Raw genomic sequence first — 18146 nt, forward strand, 5'->3', positions numbered from 1 at the left:
CGGCGCCAGTCCGTCAGAACTTGACGATCTCACCATCGGACGGAATGCGCACGCGGTCCCCGATACCATGTTGCTTGACGTGATCCCTGAGTTCCTTGCGGCTCAGGGTCATATGGTTGATTGCATCCATATGCACCGCAATAATCGTCGCGTTCGGCATTGCCTGGTAGGCGTGCAGCACATCGTCCTTGCCCATGATGATCGATCCGGTGTAGCCGGCCATGCGGGCGTCGCCGGCGTTGAGGATGATGACATCGGGTTTGAATTTCTCCAGCGTCTGGTCGACTTCGGAACGCCATACGGTGTCGCCGACGACGTAGACGGTTTTGGCGCCAGGGGCACGAAAGACGATGCCCATCGACTCGCCGAGCGCCTCGGCCAGCGGTTTGGTGGCGTACATGGCGTCGGTGCCGTGCTGGCCGCCCGCCTTGGCCAGCTGCACGCCTTCGAACACGGTGTTTTCTCCGAGGATGCGCACGTCCGTGAAACCCTGCCCGCGAATCAGTTTTGCGTCAGCTTCATGCTGCACGAACAGCGGCATCGCTTTCGGGATGAACTGGTGCGCGCCGCCGTCCCAATGGTCGAGGTGAGTATGGGTGACCAGCACCGCGTCGACGCCCTGCATGACGTCTTTCGCCGGGATCGGCAGTTCGACCGTCGGGTTGCGCAGCTCGCTGTGGAACGTTCCCGCAAAACCCGGATAGCTACCCTTCTTCGCCAGGAACGGGTCGATCACGAAAGTCTTGCCGGCATAGCTGATCCGGGCCGTCGCGTTGCGGATTTGCTGGATCTGCACCGTTGGCGCGCTCGCTGCTGCGGCGCCAGGGGTCGCTGCGTGGGCGCCGGCGCCCACCGTGCCGAGGGCCAGGGTGAGGGCGATCAGCAGGGTTTTTACTCGTTGCATTTTGCTACTCCATTGATTTGTGTTCGGTAGCAGTATTGTGGGCGCATCGCCTTCCGTATAAAATTGACCCGCAAGCCATTTAACGACACGATCGGGCCATATGCCACTTTTCCGCTCCTCATGACAACAACAACGCCCGTCGTCGCCCTGATCGTCTATCCCAACTTCAGCCCCTTCCATTTCGCGGTGCCGTACCTGATCTTCAACGCGGAGTTGCCCGAAGGGCGGCTGTTCGACCTGAAGATCGTCTCCTCGGGAGCGCGGCCCCTGACGGCGGAACGTGCGTTGACCATGCATCCCGATGGCGGACTGGAACTCGTTGAAACGGCCGACATCGTGGTGGTGCCGGGCTGGGACGACTTGGACATGCCTCCCGAGCCGGATCTGGTCGCGGCGATGGCGCGCGCCCACGCCAGGGGCGCCCACGTCGTCGGACTATGCTACGGAGCTTACGCGCTCGCCTATACCGGCCTGCTCGACGGCAAAAGCGCCTCGACGCACTGGATGGCCGAAAAGGATTTCAGCGCCCGTTTTCCGCGCGTGCGGCTCGATATGAATGCGCTGTATGTCGAGGAGGATAAGCTGATCACCTCGGCCGGCACGGGCGCCGGGCTCGATTGTTGCCTGTACATCGTGCGCGAATATTACGGGTCCAAAATCGCCAACAAGGTTGCGCGCACCATGGTCATCCCGCCGCACCGCGAAGGCGGACAAGCGCAGTTCATCGAGCAACCGATGGCCGTCTCGACGCAGGACGCCCAGGTCAATCGCCTTCTCGACTATTTGCGGGAACATCTGGCCATCGCGCACAGTATCGATGACCTGGCCGCGCGAACGTCGATGAGCCGGCGCACGTTCACCCGTCACTTCATCAAGGCGACCGGCATGACGCTGGTCGACTGGCTGGTGAACGAGCGCTTGCAGCGCGCGCGCGACCTGCTGGAAACGACATCGCTGTCAGTCGAGAAAATTGCCGGTCTTGCGGGGTTCCAGACGCCGATCTCGTTGCGGCAGCACTTCAAAAAACGGTTTCAGGTCAGCCCCAGGGATTGGCGCAGGACCTTTGGCGAGAAAACGGCGACGGCGCTGGACTGAGGATGTCAGGTTTGGGCTGGACCGGGATGTATTTATCCGCGTTCAGACGCCACGCTAAAATTTGTAACAGCATCGGCATGGCGCCGATAACACACCGCAACCGGGAGACAGATCGTGGCAAGTGTGGAGCATGCATTCGGAGAAGCTCGGCGTGCTGTTGAAGCGCTTCATCCCGACTTGTCGAAGCGATTGAGCGAACCGGCAAGCGCAGCGCAAATCGATTCATTTGAGCAGGAAACTGGCATTCGGCTTCCCGATCCAGTTCGCCTGCTGTATCGCCAAGCGGATGGTTGCAGCCAAGGCGACGCAATTTTTGGTGGTTGGTCATGAGGTTTTTCCGAATGAATTGCCGAATGCACGCCGCCTTAAATGAACCCGTCTTGCCCGTTGCAATTGGCGGCATTAATCCATCAACTCAAAGTCAACCTTAGCGCCAACCTTTGTCAATTTAATCGAAAGCATGCCCAGCTCTCGCTTGCTCGCAATAAGCACAGTTGGCCGTCTCGATTTAAGCAATATCGAAACTTCCATTGTTGTTTTACCAGTAATAGTTTTAACCTCGCAAAACACTTTTGCAAAATTAGGGCCGATTTCCACTATGACCAACCCATATCTATCTCGATGTACTTCCTGTGTAACAATCATCGGTGCTCCCCCAAAATTTCTTTACGGCCTAATGCGTCCGCATTAACATAGAAGCGGAAAGCTCCCGCTGTACATGGTCGTGGCCGGGCCGGAACAGCACGCCAACGGCGCATCGTCGCCGGTGTCGAGCGACACCGCGTCGATCTGGTCAAGGTTGCCAATGCCGATCGCCGTGGCGAACGCCGCCAGTTGCGGCGTCACCGCGTCGCTTTCCACTATCGCCCTGATGACCACCAGCGCGAACAGCTGGGCGGGCGTGCGGGCAAGCTCCAGGGCGGTGGGCCACTCGACATACATCCTTACATACGTCGGTTCACGCTCGATGAACCAGTGCTTCCAATAGCCATGGCACGACGGGCCTGACGGCTCGCTCCAGAGCGGGATGAGCGCGGGCGGAAGCCATACCAGTACGCCGGCGCCTCGGCGCCAGCGACAGGCAGTGCGATGGCGCCGAGGGCGCAGGCGCGCAGTGCATTGGGCACGGCGGGCAGATCGTAGACGCGCGCGTATGCGTTCATGGGGAGCGCTCACGGACCGGGACAGGCCGGCACTGCTCTACCACGTGAACGACAGCAGCATGTCGTCTTCGCCCGGAAGATCCGCCGTGTTCCCCGTTTCCGCGTCGAAGATCCGGTACGTCGTCATGCCGCTTCGGTACAACAGATGGCGCTCGTCAAACCAGCCAATGATGTTGAGCGTGTCGCCTTCGCATTGGGAATAGCCGCCAACAGCGACCGGCCTGATCGCGCCGGCTTTGTCTGCAACAAGCAGCTGATACGGACGGCTATCCTGTCGCTGGTCGAAGTAGGCGTGCCACTGCCTGCCCGGCGACCAGCCCGATTCGTGCGCGATGTCAGATCGCGGCACGCCTTCATCGGCGGCGGGTATGGTCTTGTTACCACGCTTGAACTTATGACGATGTTCCTGCGCATCGTAATGGCCCGACAGCATGCTGCTTCTCGCACTCGCGGGATGATAGCCAACATAGCTGAAACGGGCATCAGGCAACAACCCGCGCCCGAGCAATAGCAGCGTGCCGTCGCGCGACCAGCTGGTCGATGGCCATGCCTGCCGCCCGGATATTCCTGGTGGCAGTTTGACGGGTAACAAGCGCGACGTTTGGGTATCGAACAGGAACAGGCCATCGCCGCTGGCGCCGCCCCAGCGGCTGTCGTCAGCGGCGCCGATGGCGAGGTAGCGGCTGTCCGGCGAAAATGCGGGAATGCCGCCACCCCATGCGGGGTGTTCATACACCAGCTGTTCTGAATGACGACGCCGGTCGTAAAGCCAGTACTGCGTCTTGTTACCCGTTTTGAGCACGCCGCTATAACTGAGCCATCTGCCGTCGGCCGAGGCGCGCAAGGAGGGCATCGATTCGAAACCGTGGTCGGACAGGATGGTCGTCTTACCGCCATTGAGGTCGACTTTGAGTAAGCGGCCCGACACCGCCACCCCATACAGCACCGTCTTGATGCTCATCGCCGGCAATGCCACTTTGCCGGCCGCCCCGGCATCATGTTTGCCGCAAGGTGCGTCCGGGCTCGTCGCCGACGCCGTCGCGGCGCCGGCCACACTGGCTGCGACGATCAGGCATGCGTAGCGACGCCACATCTCAGATGCGCACCAGGCCATCGACCAGCGTGACCGACTGGCCGCCGATCCACGGCTGCCCATCGACATAGGTGACCGCGATGCGGCCGTCGCATTGCAGGCAGGTTCCCTGGCGCGCACTGTAAGCGCGGCTGGTCTCGCCCCCATCGGGAAAATCCTGCGCCTGCAGCACGCGGGCGATGCAGGCATTGGCGCTGCCGGTGACGGGGTCTTCGACCAGCGAACCGCGCTTGGTAAACAGCACCCTGACCTCGTAATCGGCCGGCCCGTCGGCGTCATGCGGGCCGTAGATCGCAATGCCGGTGACGCCGAGGCGCGTCAGTTCCTGCAGCGCGGCGCCGTCGACGCGCGCATCAAGACAGGCTTGCGCGCTCGCCAGGCGCACCACCAGCCAGGCAATGCCCATGGTGGCGATCAGCGGCGTACAGTGCGCGTCGAGTTCAGTGTCGGGCAAGACGCGCGCCAGCAATGGCTGGTACTGGAGTGCCAGCGGCGCCAGGCTGGCCGGCGGCGCGCGAAACGCCAGCATGCCACCGGCGCCGACCTCGATCGGCACCAGCCCCACGCCGCACTCCTGCACCAGCGTGCCGGCGCGGCGCGGGACCAGGCCCGCTTCCAGCAAGGCGTGCGCCGTGCCCAGCGTGGGATGGCCGGCGAACGGAAACTCGGTATCGGGAGAAAAAATACGCACGCGGTAGTCGGCCTGCGCATCGCGCGGCGTCAGCACGAAGGTGGTCTCGGACAGGTTGGTCCAGCGCGCCATCGCTTGCATGTCGGCGTCGGACAAGCCGTCGGCATCGAGCACGACGGCCAGGGGATTGCCCTTGAAGGCGACGCTGGTGAACACGTCCACCTGCTTGAAGCGGCGCGTCGCGCCCGGGGCGAAGGTCAAATCAGTCTTCCTGTGCGGTTTCGGCCGGCCAGTCGCGGATGTAGGCCTTGAGCATGCGGTTCTCGAAGCTTTGCGCTTCCAGCACCGCGCGCGCGACGTCGTAGAACGAAATGACGCCGAGCAGGGTCTTGGCGTTCATCACCGGCAGGTAGCGCGCATGCTTTTCGAGCATCATGCGGCGCACTTCGTTCACTTCGGTGTCCGGCGTGACGGTGATCGGATGGTCGTCCATGTGCTTGCGCACCGTGCCCGCGCCGACCGCGCCGTTATTCTTGTGCAGCACCTTGATCACTTCGCGGAACGTCAGCATGCCGACCAGGTCGCCGAACTCCATGACCACCAGCGAACCGATGTCCTTTTCGGCCATGGTGTTGACGGCATCGACGAGCAGCATCTCGGGCGTTGCGGTATAGAGGATGTTGCCCTTCACTTGAAGGATTTCTGAGACTTTCATGGTGGCCGCCTGATCTGGTGAGGTTATAAGGGGCGCCTCGAAAAACCTACTGCGCGTCGCAATTTTCGCCCTGCGATGCTCACCGTACCTTCGTACGGCTGCGCTTCTCGGACGAAACTTGCACCGCTCGCTACGGTTTTTCGAGGTCCCCAGGGGATGTCTTTTATAAGCCCTAGCTCCGACTGTAGCGTAAGCTTGGCAAAAAATCCAGCATTGCGATGGATCATGGCACTGGCGACAGCGCCCGATTGGCATTTGCACCATTTTAACGAGCAAACCACGCTTTTGTGCAACGCATGCGTGCTACGATTCGGCCCATCCTTTTTCCATGAGATGAGCGCACCATGAGCGGACCTCAATACCCCGGCTTCGATACCCTCTCGCTGCACGCCGGCGCCGCGCCCGACCCGGCCACCGGCGCGCGCGCCACCCCCGTGTATTTCACCTCCTCGTTCGCGTTCAAGGACTCGGACCACGCGGCCTCGCTGTTCAATATGGAGCGCGCCGGCCATGTGTACTCGCGCATCTCGAACCCCACCAACGCCGTGCTGGAAGAGCGCATCGCCGCGCTCGAAGGCGGCGTGGCCGGCATTGCCACCGCCAGCGGCCAGGCCGCGATGCACCTCGGCCTGGTGACCATCGCCGGCGCCGGCTCGCACATCGTCGCCTCGCGCGCGCTGTACGGCGGCTCGCAGAACCTGCTGGCCTACACCCTCAAGCGCTTCGGCATCGACACCACCTTCGTCGACCCGCGCGACCTTGACGCCTGGCGCGATGCGATCCGTCCCAACACCAAGGTGCTGTTCGCCGAAACGCTGGGCAATCCGGGGCTCGACGTGCTCGATATCGCCGCCGTCTCGGCCATCGCGCACGACCATCACCTGCCGTTGATGATGGATTCGACCTTCACCACGCCGTATTTGCTGCGCCCGTTCGACCACGGCGCCGACCTGGTCTTCCACTCGGCCACCAAGTTCCTGTGCGGGCACGGCACCGCCATCGGCGGCTTGCTGGTCGACGGCGGCACCTTCGACTGGCAGGCCGCCTACGACAAGACCGGGCGCTTCGCCGAATTGTGCGAGCCGTACGAAGGCTTCCACGGCATGGTGTTCGCCGAGGAGTCGACCGTGGCGCCGTTTTCGCTGCGCGCGCGGCGCGAAGGCCTGCGCGATTTCGGCGCGGTGATGAGCCCCCACAACGCGTTCGCGGTCCTGCAGGGCATCGAAACGCTCAGCCTGCGCATGGACCGCCACGTGGCCAACACGCGCAAGGTGGTCGAATTCCTGCTGTCGAACCCCGCGGTCGAATCGGTGTCGTATCCGGAACTGGCGTCGCATCCCGACTACGCGCTGGCCAAGCGGCTGCTGCCCAAGGGTTGCGGCGCGGTGTTCTCGTTCAGCCTCAAGGGCGACCGCGCCGCCGGCCGGCGCTTTGTCGACGCGCTCAAGATCTTCTCGCACCTGGCCAACGTGGGTGACGCCAAGTCGCTGGTGATTCATCCGGCGCCCACCACCCACTTCCGCGTGCCGACCGAACAGTTGGCCGCGTCCGGCATCAAGGAAGGCACCATGCGCCTGTCGATCGGCCTGGAAAACGTGGACGACCTGATCGACGACCTGGCGCGCGGCCTGAAACTGTCGCAGAAGGGAGCCTGACATGATGTATACCATGCCCGGCGTTGACGCCTACTGCTACACCGGCGGCAAAGCCTTCAACGCGCTTCATCCGACCATCGTCTTCATCCACGGCGCCCAGAACGACCATTCGGTGTGGGCTTTGCAGTCGCGCTATTTTGCGCACCATGGTTTCAACGTGCTGGCGGTCGATCTGCCCGGCCACGGGCGCAGCAAGGGCGCGGCCCTGCACAGCGTCGAAGAGATGGCCGCCTGGCTGCTGGCGGTGCTGGGCGCCGCCGGTGTCGAACGCGCCATGTTGGCCGGCCACAGCATGGGCTCCCTGATCGCGCTCGAAGCGGCGTTCCAGGCGCCGCGCCGGGTCACGCACCTGGCGCTCCTGGGCACCACCTATCCGATGAAGGTGTCCGACGCGCTGCTCGATACGGCCAAGAACAACGAGCAGGCCGCGATCGACATGGTCAATATCTTCTCGCACTCGTCGATGGCGCAAAAACCGTCGTGCCCGGGACCGGGGTTTTACACGATGGGCGGCGCGCGCCGGCTGATGCAGCGCATGTCGGCCATCAATCCGGACCAGCTGTTCTACACCGATTTTTACGCCTGCAATGCGTATGCCAACGGCCAGGTCGCGGCAGAAGCGGTGAGCTGCCCCACCCTGTTCATTTTCGGCAGCAAGGACATGATGACGCCGCCGCGCTCGACCAAGGTGCTGACGTCGGCCATCAAGCATGGCAAGGTCGTCCAGGTCGATGCCGGGCACCAGCTGATGGCCGAGCAGCCGGACGCCGTGCTGGACGCGCTGTTCGGGTTCGCCACCGCGCCCGCGCCCGTGTAGATCACGCCAGGAGTGCCGCATGTCGACCCGCCACGCCAGCTTTGCCGAGTTCTATCCTTACTACCTGAGCCAGCATGCGAACCTGCTGTGCCGGCGGGCGCATTTTTTCGGCAGCACGTCGGCGCTGGCGGCGCTGGCGCAGTCCGTGGTGAGCATGAATGCCTGGTGGATTGCGGCGGCGCTGGTGTCGGGCTATGGCGGCGCCTGGATCGGGCATTTTTTCTACGAAAAGAACCGGCCGGCTTCGTTTGCGCGGCCGCTGTATTCATTCATGGGCGATTGGGTGATGTACTGGCAGATGCTGACGGGTAAGCTGAGCTGGTAGGCGCCCAACGATTCGTCCTTATGGCGGAGCTTCCTTCTGATGGCTCACCGACAAAATCGTCACCTCATCTTTACTGTATCGATAGCGGGCGATGTAGCCCGTATTGCCGAAAGAAATCAGTAACTCATGGTAACCATCCGGCATGTCGCTTATCGGACGCCCAATGCCCGGATGCTGTTTCAGTACCCCGATGGCATTGACGATCGCTTCGGTGGCGCGCTTGGCGGCCGCCTGGCTTTGCGGCCGAAGGAATTCACGCAACCTTTTCAGGTCGATAAGCGCTCTTCTTGAAAAGCGTACCTGCGGCATAAGAGCGCTCGGAACAGTTTTTTGGGCCTGACGATATGTGCAAATATTGTCACTTGTGGCACTCGGGAGCAGGCAGCTCGGTTTCTTCGCCCCACGTCTCAAGCCATGCTATTACCTCTTCGCCAGTCACATGCAACCCACTTGCCTGATACTCGTTCCATGCATCAAGGGTTTCCTGCCGGGATACTTCGCGCTTTTCCTCGCGTTCAAGATACTGTGCAATGGCTTCGTTCATGATTAGGCGCGGCGTCACTCGGCGTGATTGAGCCAAGCGATTCAGGCGACGATGGGTTTCCCGATCAAGTTCAAGCGCCATTGCTGTGAGGTCGGACATGGCAGACTCCAAAAATCAGGTAATACGGTATGAAACCGATTATCGCATGGCGCTTGAATCACTTTGGCGTGCATATTCAATGACAAGCCACTGTTAGAGCGACCGAACGGCGACAAGTTCCCCGCACAGCGAAAGAGTTGCGCACGCAGATGCTGCCAGGGCCCACCTCGCCGTGAAAATATCGGAGGTGCGGCCAGAAGCGTTCCACAGATAAATGTATCACCAACCTGGCACAATCACGCTGACATTCCTGCCCCGACGCGCTTGCGACGGCTGTTGCCAATTTACCCACCAAGAAAATCGCGCCCATCTTGTATAAATATCTTCTTTTTCTCGCCCTGGCCATCGGTTTCGCGAGCCAGCCCGCACAATCGGCCGAACCGTCCCCTGACATGAAGCAGGCGCTGCAGGCGTTCGTCGACACCCAGCGCATCGACCAGCTCTGGCCTGCCATGACCTAAGCCGGCGCACAACATGGCGCGCAGCAGATCGCCGACGGCGCGATACGCGCCATCGACGCGCAGCCGGGCATGACGGCCGCGCGGCGGGCGCAAATTGAACAGATCATCAAGGAACTGGCCCCCGCCATGGCGGCCGACATCGCGGAGCAGCACCGCCAGCTCGACGCCAAGGCCCTGGTGGCCGAGATGATCATGACCGTCTACCCGAAATACGACAGCGCGGGCCAGATTCGGGAATTGACCGCGTTTTACCGCAGCAAGGCGTTCAAAAAGACCGTCGCAGTCGGCATGCAGGCATCGAACGAGGCACAGCGCACGGGCGAAGCGCCGGCGCTTGTCTGGAAACGATACGAGAAACAATTCGATCAGGACGAGGTGCGTACGCTTATGGCGATGAAAAATTCTCCGCTTGGCAAGCATCAGGACGCGATCGGTCCGCAACTGAAAAACGACTGCACCGAATTCCTGCGCGCCCGCACCGAGGCCGGCATTGACCAAGTTGCCGATCGCTTCGGCAAGGTCATGGCCGAACGGCTGCAAGCGGCCGACGCCAGGGCTGCTAAGAGGTAAGCCAGGCGCGCGCCGGGTTCACGCCCGCGCCGCCGGCAAGCGCGGCGCCGCAAAATGCTGCGCCAGGGTCTGGTTCAAGCCTTCCTCGACCGCCACCTCGACCTGGCGCGCCAGCGCGCTGCCGTCGAGCGTCAGCGGTGAGTTCTTGTCGAGCTCGTATTCTTTATCGACATCGATGGCCACGGCCGCGTCGATCGCCGTGCGCCCGAACACGAACAGGCGGTACACTTCCGACAGTTTGAGCTTGTCCACATTGACCAGCAACACCCAGTTCTCGGCGCTTTCGATGGCGCGCTTGCCCCAGCGCGAACGGGTGGTCACATTGGCCTGCACCCGGCCGACCCAGCCGACGGCCAGCATCTGTTCGAGCAAGGTGGTCATTTCATCGTAGCCGATGCGGGTGTGGGCGCGTATCGCCGCGCTCGACACCAGCGCCGTGTCGCTCAACTGGGCCCGTCCGTACAAGACTTTCAGGATCGACATGGCGTCGACGAACTCCCCGCCCGGCGCCGGCTCGTACCACCAGCGCTCGTACTTGACGACCGGCAGCGCCGCCGTGATGATCGCGCCGACCAGGGTAATCATCCACGACAGGTAAATCCACAGCAAGAACAGCGGCAGCGCCGCCAGCGCCCCGTAGATGATCGCGTAGGTCGGAAACTGGCTGACGAACATGGCGAACAGGCGCTTGGCGACCTCGAAGGCGACCGCCGCCACCAGGCCGCCCCAGACGGCGTCGCGCCAGTCGACGAAGCGGTTCGGCACCGTCATATATAACAGCGTGTAGGCGCCGGTGGTCAGCCCGACCGAGGCGGCCGTGTAAAACAGGGCACTGAAGAACGGCGAAGCGCTGGTCAGCGCGCTGGTGGCCCTGAACAGTTGCGAGGTGGCCGTCAGCGACAGGCCGAACAGCAACGGCCCGAGCGTGACCAGCGCCCAGTAAATCGTCACGCGCTGGGCGATCGGGCGCACTTCGCGCACGCGCCAGATCTGGTTGAAGGCGCGCTCGATCATGTTCATCATCGCCGCCGAGGTGAACACCAGCGCGACCGCGCCGACCGCCGACAGGCTCTTGGCCTTGCTGGCGAACTGGGTCAGGTTGCCGGTGATGGTGTTGGCGATGGCCTTGGGCATCAGGGTCTGGACAAAATACGCTTCCAGTGCAACCCGGAAATTGCTAAATACCGGAAAAGTCGTGAAAATGGCCAGCACGATGGTCAGCAGCGGCACCAGCGCGAGGGTGCTGGTGAACGTGAGGCTGCCTGCCACCTGCGGCAATTTCTCTTCGTTCAGGCGGCGCCGGGCGAAGCGCAGCAGGTCGCGCGCTTCGCTCCAGGTCAGGCCGCGTACCATGTCGACGCTGGTATTGATCATTTCGCTGGTGGACCGGGAAATCGAATGGACTGTTTTTGAAAGCATGTATCTCGATAAACGCGTGAAAAACGCGCCGGCTGCGCCGATGTAACCTTGTAAAGCGCCCTATAATACCAACGATGAACCAAACCAATCCGATTATTCTCGTTTTGTACTACTCGCGCCATGGCGCCACGCGCAAGCTGGCCGAACTGATCGCCCAGGGCATCGAGAGCGTGCCCGGGGTCGATGCGCGCCTGCGCACCGTGCCCGCCGTCTCCAGCGTGGCCGAAGCGACCGCGCCGGCCATTCCGGCGGCCGGCGCCCCGTACGTGGAGGCGCAAGACCTGGCCGAGTGCGCCGGCCTGGCGCTGGGCTCGCCCACGCGCTTCGGCAACATGGCGGCCAGCCTCAAATATTTTCTGGACGGCACGGCGGCCGAATGGCTGGCCGGCACCCTGGCGGGCAAGCCGGCGGTCGTCTTCACGTCCACCGGCAGCCTGCACGGCGGCCAGGAATCGACCCTGCTGTCGATGATGATCCCGCTGCTGCACCACGGCATGATGATCATGGGGCTGCCTTACAGCAATCCCGAACTGATGACCACCACCAGCGGCGGCACCCCTTACGGCCCGACCCACTGGGCCGGCGTGGACGGCGACAAGCCGGTCAGCGACGATGAAAAACGCCTGGCGGTGGCCACGGGCCGGCGCCTGGCGGAAACCGCCGCGCGCCTGCACGGCCCGCGGCAGGGAGCTCACTAAATGCAGCCACCCAAGTACTTTCACATCGGCGCCATCGGCAGCCTGGTGATCCTGATCGCCTGGCTGCTGGCCTGGGAAACCGTGGTCGCGCCATTGCGCCCCGGCAGCTGGATCCTCGCGCTCAAGGTCTTGCCCCTGCTGATCCCACTGGGCGGGGTGATCAAGCGCGACATTTATACCCTGCAATGGTCGTCGATGGTGATCTTGCTGTACTTCACCGAAGGCGTGGTGCGCGCCTGGAGCGACAAGCTGGAAGTGTCGCGCTTCATGGCGATGGGCGAAATCGCGCTCGTCTTCATCTATTTCGCCTGCGCGCTGCTGTACCTGCGCCCGTATAAAAAAGCCGCGAAGAAAATGGCCAAGGAATTGCTGGAGAAAGTCAACTCCACCAAGTCGACCAAGTGAGCGCGCCCAAGGTATCGCCTGAAGCCCGCCCCGGCGCCGGCTTTCTCGAGCGCTGCTGCGCCATCGCCGGCGCCGCCCACGTGCTCACCGGCGAGGCCGACACGGCGCCCTTCCTCACCGACTGGCGCGGACGCTTCACCGGGCGCGCGCTGGCGGTGCTGCGCCCGGCCGACCCGGAGCAGGTGGCGCAACTGGTGCAAGCCTGCGCCGCGCACCGCGTGCCGCTGGTGCCCCAGGGCGGCAAGACCGGCCTGGTGCTCGGCAGCGTGCCGGACGCGAGCGGCAGCGCCGTGGTACTGTCGCTGGCGCGCCTGAACCGGGTGCGCGCGCTCGATGCGCTCAACCGCACCATTACGGTCGACGCCGGCTGCATCTTGCAAACGATCCAGGAAGCGGCCGCCGCCGAGGGTTGCCTGTTTCCCCTCTCGCTCGCGGCCGAAGGCAGTTGCAGCATCGGCGGCAACCTGTCGACCAATGCCGGCGGCACCGCCGTGCTGCGCTACGGCAACACACGCGAGCTCTGCCTGGGGCTGGAAGTCGTCACGCCCCAGGGCGAACTCTGGAACGGCCTGCGCGCCCTGCGCAAGGACAATACCGGCTACGACCTGCGCGACCTGTTCATCGGCGCCGAAGGCACGCTTGGGGTGATCACCGGCGCGGTCTTGCGCCTCTTTCCGCAGCCAAAAGCATCGATCACGGCGCTGGTGGCCATCGCCGCGCCACGCCAGGCGCTCGACCTGCTGCGCCTGGCCCAGGACCGCTGCGGCGCCAGCCTGACCGGCTTCGAGCTGATGTCCGACTTTTGCCTGCGCCTGGTGGGTACGCATTTCCCAAGCCTGGCGCAGCCGTTCGTGACGCGCCATCCCCAGTACGTGCTGCTGGAACTGTCGAGCAGCGAATCGGAACAGCACGCGGTCGGCCTGCTCGAACAAACCATCGCCGACGCGATTGCCCGGGATATTGCCGACGACGCCGTCGTGGCCACCTCGGTCGGCCAGTCGCTGGCCCTGTGGCAATTACGCGAACACATTCCGCTGGCGCAGGCGGCGGCCGGCAAGAACATCAAGCACGATATCGCCCTGCCGGTCTCGCGCATCGCCGACTTCATCGACCGCACCGACGCCCTGGTGCTGGCGGCCTACCCCGGCTGCCAACTGGTCTGTTTCGGCCACGTGGGCGACGGCAACCTGCACTACAACGTGGCGCCGCCACCGGGCGCCGCGCATGAGGATTTCCTGCTCAACCAGGAAGCGATCAACCGCATCGTCCACGACAGCGTGGCCGCGCATGCCGGCTCGATTTCGGCCGAGCACGGCATCGGCGCCCTCAAAAGAGACGAGCTCAAGCGATATAAACCGGAGGTCGAACTGAACATGATGCGTGCCGTCAAAGCGGCGCTGGACCCGCTCGGCATTATGAATCCTGGAAAAATCCTTTGACCCGGAGCCACATCATGTTACGACACCTGACCATCCTGGGCCTGCTGGCCTTGTGCGGCGCTGCCCATGCCGACAGCATCTACAAATGCAGCGTCGGCGGCAAGATCACCTACAGCAGCGCGCCCTGCAGCGCCGGCCGCGCCACCGAGCTGGCCACCGCGCCGGAAGCGGCGGGCACCGAAGCCGATGCCGCCCGCAGCTTGCAGCGACAAAAGGCACTGCTGGCGAAATTGCAGGCGGAACGCACCGGGAGCGAGGCCAAACAGGCCCAGGCCGCGCACGAGGCCACCCGCATCAACCGCGCCTCCGCCATGCGCCTGTCGGACTGCGCCCGCATGCAGCAACGCCAGAAAAAAGAGCACAAGCGCCTGGCCGCCGAAGCGGCCAAAGTCGGCGGGCAAGGCAAGATCGAGCGCGACCTCGACGCCGAGGTCATGGCGCGGGCGGTGGACGCGGCGTGCAGCCGATGAAGACACTGTCACGCTGGCTCCTGTTCGGCGAATGGCGCGCCCACCCGGTGCGCGCGCTGCTCGCGGTGGCGGCGATCGCGGTCGGCGTGGCGATGGGCTTTGCCATCCACCTGATCAACGCGTCCGCCTTCAATGAATTTTCGGCGGCGGTCAAGAGCCTGTCGGGCCAGGCCGACATCCAGGTCGCGGCGCGCGACACCGGCTTCGACGAAGCGATTTACCCGCGCCTGGCCCAGCACCGCTCGGTGGCGGTGGCCTCCCCGGTGCTGACCCTCAACGCCGGCGTGCCGGGCGAGCAGGGCAACCTGAAAATCATCGGCCTGGACGCCTTTCGCGCCGGTTTTGTCTCACCCGGCCTGCTGGCCGCCACCGACGGCGAAAACATGCTCGACATGATGGCCGACGACGCCGTGTTCCTGTCGCCGGCGGCCATGAGCTGGCTCAAGACGCAGCGCGGCGGCGCCGTGCAACTGCGCTCGGGCACGCGCGACTTTTCCCTGCGCGTGGCCGGCGGCCTGCAACAAGCGCGCCCCGGCCAGCGCATCGGCGTGATGGACATCGGCGCGGCCCAATGGCGCTTCGACAAAATCGGCACGCTCACCCGGATCGACCTGCGCCTGCGCGACGGCGTCGACCGCGCCGGCTTTGCGCGCGAGCTGGCGCGGGAACTCGAACGCGATTTTCCGGGACGCTTCAACGTCGGCCAGCCGAATGACGAAGACGCCGAAAGCCGCAACCAGGGCATGAGCCGGGCCTACCGCGTCAACCTCACGGTGCTGGCGCTGGTGGCCTTGTTTACCGGCGCCTTCCTGGTGTTTTCGACCCAGGCGCTGTCGGTGATCCGGCGCCGCAGCCAGTTCGCGCTGCTGCGCGTGCTCGGCGTCGAACGCGGCCAGCTGCTGCGCCAGGTGATGCTCGAAGGCGCCAGTCTGGGCGTGCTCGGCGCCCTGCTCGGCATCGGCGCCGGCTACGCGCTGGCGGCCACCGCGCTGCATTTTTTCGGCGGCGACCTGGGGGCCGGCTACTTTGCCGGCGCGCGCCCGGCGGTCCACTTCACGCCGGTGGCGGCCGTGGTCTTCTTCACCCTGGGCCTGGGCGTGGCCTTGCTTGGCTGCCTGGCGCCCGCCTGGGAAGCCTCGCGCGCGGTACTGGCCGTGGCGCTCAAGTCCGGCACCGACGAAGTCGCGCTGGCGCGCCTGGCGCGCGTCTGGCCATCGGCGCTGTGCATCGTTGCGGCATGCGCGCTGGCGTTCGCGCCGCCGGTATTCGAATTGCCGCTGTTCGGCTACGCCGCCATCGGTCTGCTGCTGATCGGCGGGATCGGCCTGATGCCGCGCCTGGCCGCCTCGCTGTTCGGGCTGGTCAACCGCGTATCGATGCGCCGCAACGCGCGCCATCCGGTGCTCGCGCTGACCATGGCGCGCCTGGCCAACGCCTCCGGCCAGGCCGCCATTGCGCTGGGCGGCGTGCTGTCGAGTTTCAGCCTGATGGTGGCGATGGCGATCATGGTATCGAGCTTTCGCGTCTCGCTCGACGACTGGCTGGTGCAACTGCTGCCGGCCGACCTGTATGTGCGCATCGCCAGCGGCGGCAGCGCCGGCGGGCTCGGTCCCCCGGAGCAGGCCGCGCTGACCGCCCTGCCGGGCGCGGCGCGGGTCGATTTCATGCGTTCGCGCCAGATCTCGCTCGAGCCGGCGCGGCCCGACGTGCTGCTCATGGCGCGCAACATCGACACGGCCGACCCTGGCCGCATGCTCCTGCTGCGCGGCGCAACGGTGCCGGCGCCGGCCGGCGCGGTGCCGGTCTGGGTGTCGGAAGCGATGGTCGACCTGTACGGCGTGCGCGCCGGGGGTACGCTGCGCATGCCGCTCGGCGGCCGGCTGCGCGACTTTTTTGTGGCCGGCGTGTGGCGCGACTACGCAACCCAAGCCGGCTCGGTGCAAATGCGCCTGCCGGACTACCGGCGTCTCACCGGCGACACGCAAGTAAACGACTCCGCCATGTGGGCCAAGCAGGGCGTCACGGCCGACCAGATGGAACAGCAGGTACGCGCCCTGCCCTTCGGCCGCACGCTCTATTTCGCCAAACCGGGCGACATCCGCGCGCTCAGCATGAGCATTTTCGACCGCAGCTTCGCCGTCACCTACGTACTCGAAGCGATCGCCATCGCCATCGGCCTGGCCGGGGTGGCGGCGACCTTCTCGGCCCAGACCCTGGCGCGCGCCAAGGAATTCGGCATGCTGCGCCACGTGGGCGTGACGCGCGGCCAGATCCTGCGCATCCTCGCGCTCGAAGGCGGCGCCCTGACCGCGCTGGGCGTGGCCTGCGGCTTCGTCCTCGGCCTCATCATCAGCACCATCCTGGTCTACGTGGTCAACCCGCAGTCCTTCCACTGGTCGATGCAGCTGCACGTGCCCTGGCCGCTGGTGGCCGGCGTGGCCGCCGTGCTGTTGACCGCGTCGGTCGTCACGGCGCTGGTGTCGGGGCGCTATGCGCTCTCGGGCGGACCTATTCGAGCAGTCAGGGAGGACTGGTGAAACGATTCGGATTCAGATTCAGATTCATTTTTGCGCTGTTGCTGGCAGGGGCGCAAGCCGGGCACGCCGCGCCGCCGGTGTTCGGCACGGTCGCGCCCGGCAAAGCGCTGTCGTTCCCGGCGGACTACGGCGCCCATCCCGACTACCTCACCGAATGGTGGTACGTCACGGGCTGGCTCACTGGCGCCGACGGCAAGCCGCTCGGTTTCCAGGTCACCTTTTTCAGGCGCGCCACCGGGCATGACCGCGCCAATCCAAGCGCGTTCGCGCCCACGCAACTGGTGATCGGGCACGCCGCGCTGTCCGACCCGGCGCTCGGCAAGCTGGCGCACGACCAGCGCACCGTGCGCGAAGGTTTCGGCCTGGCGTACGCCAAAACCGGCACCACCGACATCAAACTGGACGACTGGCGCATGGTGCGCGGGGCCGACGGCGCCTACCAGGTCACCATCGTCTCGCCGAAGCTGAACCTGAACCTGACCTTGGCGCCGACCCAGCCGGTTCTGCCGCAAGGCCAGAACGGCTACTCGCGCAAGAGCGCGCAAGGCCGGCATGCGAGCTACTACTACAGCGAGCCGCAACTGAAGGTCAGCGGCAGCGCCGCCGCCGGCAACGGGGCCGCGCGCACGGTCGAAGGGCGCGCCTGGCTCGATCACGAATGGTCGAGCGAAGCGCTGCCGCCCGATACCCAGGGCTGGAATTGGGTCGGCGCCAACCTCGATGACGGCTCGGCGCTGATGGCTTTCCAGATCCGCGGCAAACAAGGTGGTAAACTATGGGCGCACGCGACGCTGCGCGATGCGGCCGGCAAAGTGACCCAATACGCCCCCGACGACGTGGTATTTACGCCGCAGGTCCACTGGACATCGCCGCGCACGAAGGCCGTCTACCCGGTGGCGACGACCATCGCCACCGGCGCCACGCAATGGCAGATCACTCCCCTGCAGCCGGACCAGGAGCTCGATTCGCGGCGTTCGACCGGTGCCGTGTACTGGGAAGGCGCGGTGACGATCAAGCGCGACGGAGCGCAGGCCGGCCATGGTTACCTTGAAATGACCGGTTACGACCGTGCGATGAAATTTTAAAAAACGAACACTGAAGCACTG

22 protein-coding genes are annotated in these 18146 nt (G+C 64.5%); 12 read left to right on the plus strand and 10 right to left on the minus strand.

From position 1 onward, the window contains the following. Positions 1 to 13: 13 nt before the first annotated feature. Entirely contained in the window at positions 14 to 904 is an 891-nt protein-coding gene (locus F1735_RS13225; RefSeq protein WP_167237366.1) for an MBL fold metallo-hydrolase, read from the minus strand. 120 nt (positions 905 to 1024) lie between these two features. Between F1735_RS13225 and F1735_RS13230 the strand changes: the two genes are divergently transcribed. Together F1735_RS13230 and F1735_RS38230 are read left to right on the plus strand one after the other, a co-directional pair. Further along, entirely contained in the window at positions 1025 to 1999 is a 975-nt protein-coding gene (locus F1735_RS13230; RefSeq protein ID WP_167237367.1) for a GlxA family transcriptional regulator, read from the plus strand. A 123-nt stretch (positions 2000 to 2122) separates the two neighbouring features. Further along, positions 2123 to 2329, plus strand: coding sequence for an SMI1/KNR4 family protein (locus tag F1735_RS38230; protein ID WP_373888516.1), 207 nt, complete (start codon positions 2123 to 2125; stop codon positions 2327 to 2329). 72 nt (positions 2330 to 2401) lie between these two features. Here F1735_RS38230 and F1735_RS13240 read toward each other — a convergent pair whose 3' ends face one another. The 5 genes from F1735_RS13240 to F1735_RS13260 all read right to left on the minus strand — a co-directional run bounded on the left by F1735_RS13240 (position 2402) and on the right by F1735_RS13260 (position 5601). Then, on the minus strand, positions 2402 to 2644 hold the full coding sequence (locus F1735_RS13240; RefSeq protein ID WP_167237369.1) for a hypothetical protein: 243 nt from the start codon (positions 2642 to 2644) through the stop codon (positions 2402 to 2404). Between the two features lie 42 nt (positions 2645 to 2686). Then, on the minus strand, positions 2687 to 2941 hold the full coding sequence (locus F1735_RS13245; RefSeq protein WP_167237370.1) for a hypothetical protein: 255 nt from the start codon (positions 2939 to 2941) through the stop codon (positions 2687 to 2689). Positions 2942 to 3199: 258 nt separating this feature from the next. Continuing rightward, positions 3200 to 4255: a hypothetical protein gene (locus F1735_RS13250; RefSeq protein ID WP_167237371.1), complete on the minus strand. Its 1056-nt coding sequence runs from the start codon at positions 4253 to 4255 to the stop codon at positions 3200 to 3202. A gap of 1 nt (position 4256) precedes the next feature. After that, entirely contained in the window at positions 4257 to 5147 is an 891-nt protein-coding gene (locus F1735_RS13255) for a PhzF family phenazine biosynthesis protein (RefSeq protein ID WP_167237372.1), read from the minus strand. 1 nt (position 5148) lies between these two features. Continuing rightward, the gene (locus F1735_RS13260) at positions 5149 to 5601 is read right to left on the minus strand and encodes a CBS domain-containing protein (protein WP_166874557.1); all 453 of its coding nucleotides are present in this window, start codon (positions 5599 to 5601) and stop codon (positions 5149 to 5151) included. Positions 5602 to 5945: 344 nt separating this feature from the next. Between F1735_RS13260 and F1735_RS13265 the strand changes: the two genes are divergently transcribed. From F1735_RS13265 to F1735_RS13275, 3 genes are read left to right on the plus strand one after another with little or no spacing between them, the layout of a single operon-like run. Continuing rightward, a complete protein-coding gene (locus tag F1735_RS13265; protein ID WP_167237373.1) occupies positions 5946 to 7256 on the plus strand; it encodes an O-acetylhomoserine aminocarboxypropyltransferase in 1311 nt (436 codons plus the stop codon). Position 7257: 1 nt separating this feature from the next. Next, positions 7258 to 8073, plus strand: a complete 816-nt coding sequence (locus F1735_RS13270) for an alpha/beta fold hydrolase (RefSeq protein WP_167237374.1) — start codon at positions 7258 to 7260, stop codon at positions 8071 to 8073. 19 nt (positions 8074 to 8092) lie between these two features. Next, positions 8093 to 8398, plus strand: coding sequence for a DUF962 domain-containing protein (locus F1735_RS13275; protein WP_167237375.1), 306 nt, complete (start codon positions 8093 to 8095; stop codon positions 8396 to 8398). Between the two features lie 18 nt (positions 8399 to 8416). Here the strand turns inward: F1735_RS13275 and F1735_RS13280 are convergent, their stop codons facing one another. From F1735_RS13280 to F1735_RS13290, 3 genes are all read right to left on the minus strand, one after another. Next, entirely contained in the window at positions 8417 to 8707 is a 291-nt protein-coding gene (locus tag F1735_RS13280; RefSeq protein WP_167237376.1) for a type II toxin-antitoxin system RelE/ParE family toxin, read from the minus strand. A 49-nt stretch (positions 8708 to 8756) separates the two neighbouring features. Next, positions 8757 to 9041: a CopG family ribbon-helix-helix protein gene (locus tag F1735_RS13285; RefSeq protein ID WP_167237377.1), complete on the minus strand. Its 285-nt coding sequence runs from the start codon at positions 9039 to 9041 to the stop codon at positions 8757 to 8759. A 284-nt stretch (positions 9042 to 9325) separates the two neighbouring features. Then, positions 9326 to 9655 carry a hypothetical protein gene (locus tag F1735_RS13290; protein WP_167237378.1) on the minus strand — a complete coding sequence of 110 codons (330 nt, stop codon included), beginning with the start codon at positions 9653 to 9655 and terminating at the stop codon, positions 9326 to 9328. Here F1735_RS13290 and F1735_RS13295 point away from each other — a divergent pair. Next, positions 9629 to 10072, plus strand: coding sequence for a hypothetical protein (locus F1735_RS13295; RefSeq protein WP_167237379.1), 444 nt, complete (start codon positions 9629 to 9631; stop codon positions 10070 to 10072). The two genes, F1735_RS13290 and F1735_RS13295, sit on opposite strands and share 27 nt — an antisense overlap. Positions 10073 to 10090: 18 nt before the next feature. On the opposite strand, the gene F1735_RS13300 is transcribed toward F1735_RS13295, so the two are convergent. Then, positions 10091 to 11446, minus strand: a complete 1356-nt coding sequence (locus F1735_RS13300) for a YihY family inner membrane protein (protein WP_167237380.1) — start codon at positions 11444 to 11446, stop codon at positions 10091 to 10093. 119 nt (positions 11447 to 11565) lie between these two features. Between F1735_RS13300 and wrbA the strand changes: the two genes are divergently transcribed. The 6 genes from wrbA to F1735_RS13330 are packed head-to-tail and all read left to right on the plus strand — an operon-like array spanning position 11566 to position 18125. Continuing rightward, positions 11566 to 12189 carry an NAD(P)H:quinone oxidoreductase gene (gene wrbA, locus F1735_RS13305; protein ID WP_167237381.1) on the plus strand — a complete coding sequence of 208 codons (624 nt, stop codon included), beginning with the start codon at positions 11566 to 11568 and terminating at the stop codon, positions 12187 to 12189. After that, entirely contained in the window at positions 12190 to 12594 is a 405-nt protein-coding gene (locus tag F1735_RS13310) for a DUF2069 domain-containing protein (RefSeq protein WP_167237382.1), read from the plus strand. Continuing rightward, positions 12591 to 14033, plus strand: coding sequence for an FAD-binding oxidoreductase (locus tag F1735_RS13315; RefSeq protein WP_167237383.1), 1443 nt, complete (start codon positions 12591 to 12593; stop codon positions 14031 to 14033). Before F1735_RS13310 ends, F1735_RS13315 begins: the two co-directional genes overlap by 4 nt. 14 nt (positions 14034 to 14047) lie before the next feature. Next, positions 14048 to 14503 (plus strand): DUF4124 domain-containing protein, encoded by a 456-nt coding sequence (locus tag F1735_RS13320; protein ID WP_167237384.1) that lies wholly within the window; start codon positions 14048 to 14050, stop codon positions 14501 to 14503. Continuing rightward, the gene (locus tag F1735_RS13325) at positions 14500 to 17040 is read left to right on the plus strand and encodes an FtsX-like permease family protein (RefSeq protein WP_167237385.1); all 2541 of its coding nucleotides are present in this window, start codon (positions 14500 to 14502) and stop codon (positions 17038 to 17040) included. Before F1735_RS13320 ends, F1735_RS13325 begins: the two co-directional genes overlap by 4 nt. Next, complete coding sequence (locus tag F1735_RS13330; protein WP_373888514.1) at positions 17037 to 18125, plus strand: lipocalin-like domain-containing protein; 1089 nt, start codon at positions 17037 to 17039, stop codon at positions 18123 to 18125. The genes F1735_RS13325 and F1735_RS13330 overlap by 4 nt, the downstream gene beginning before the upstream one ends. The last annotated feature ends 21 nt before the right edge of the window (positions 18126 to 18146 follow it).

This window comes from Massilia genomosp. 1, from assembly GCF_011682185.1.
GTDB lineage: Bacteria > Pseudomonadota > Gammaproteobacteria > Burkholderiales > Burkholderiaceae_D > Telluria_A > Telluria_A rubra.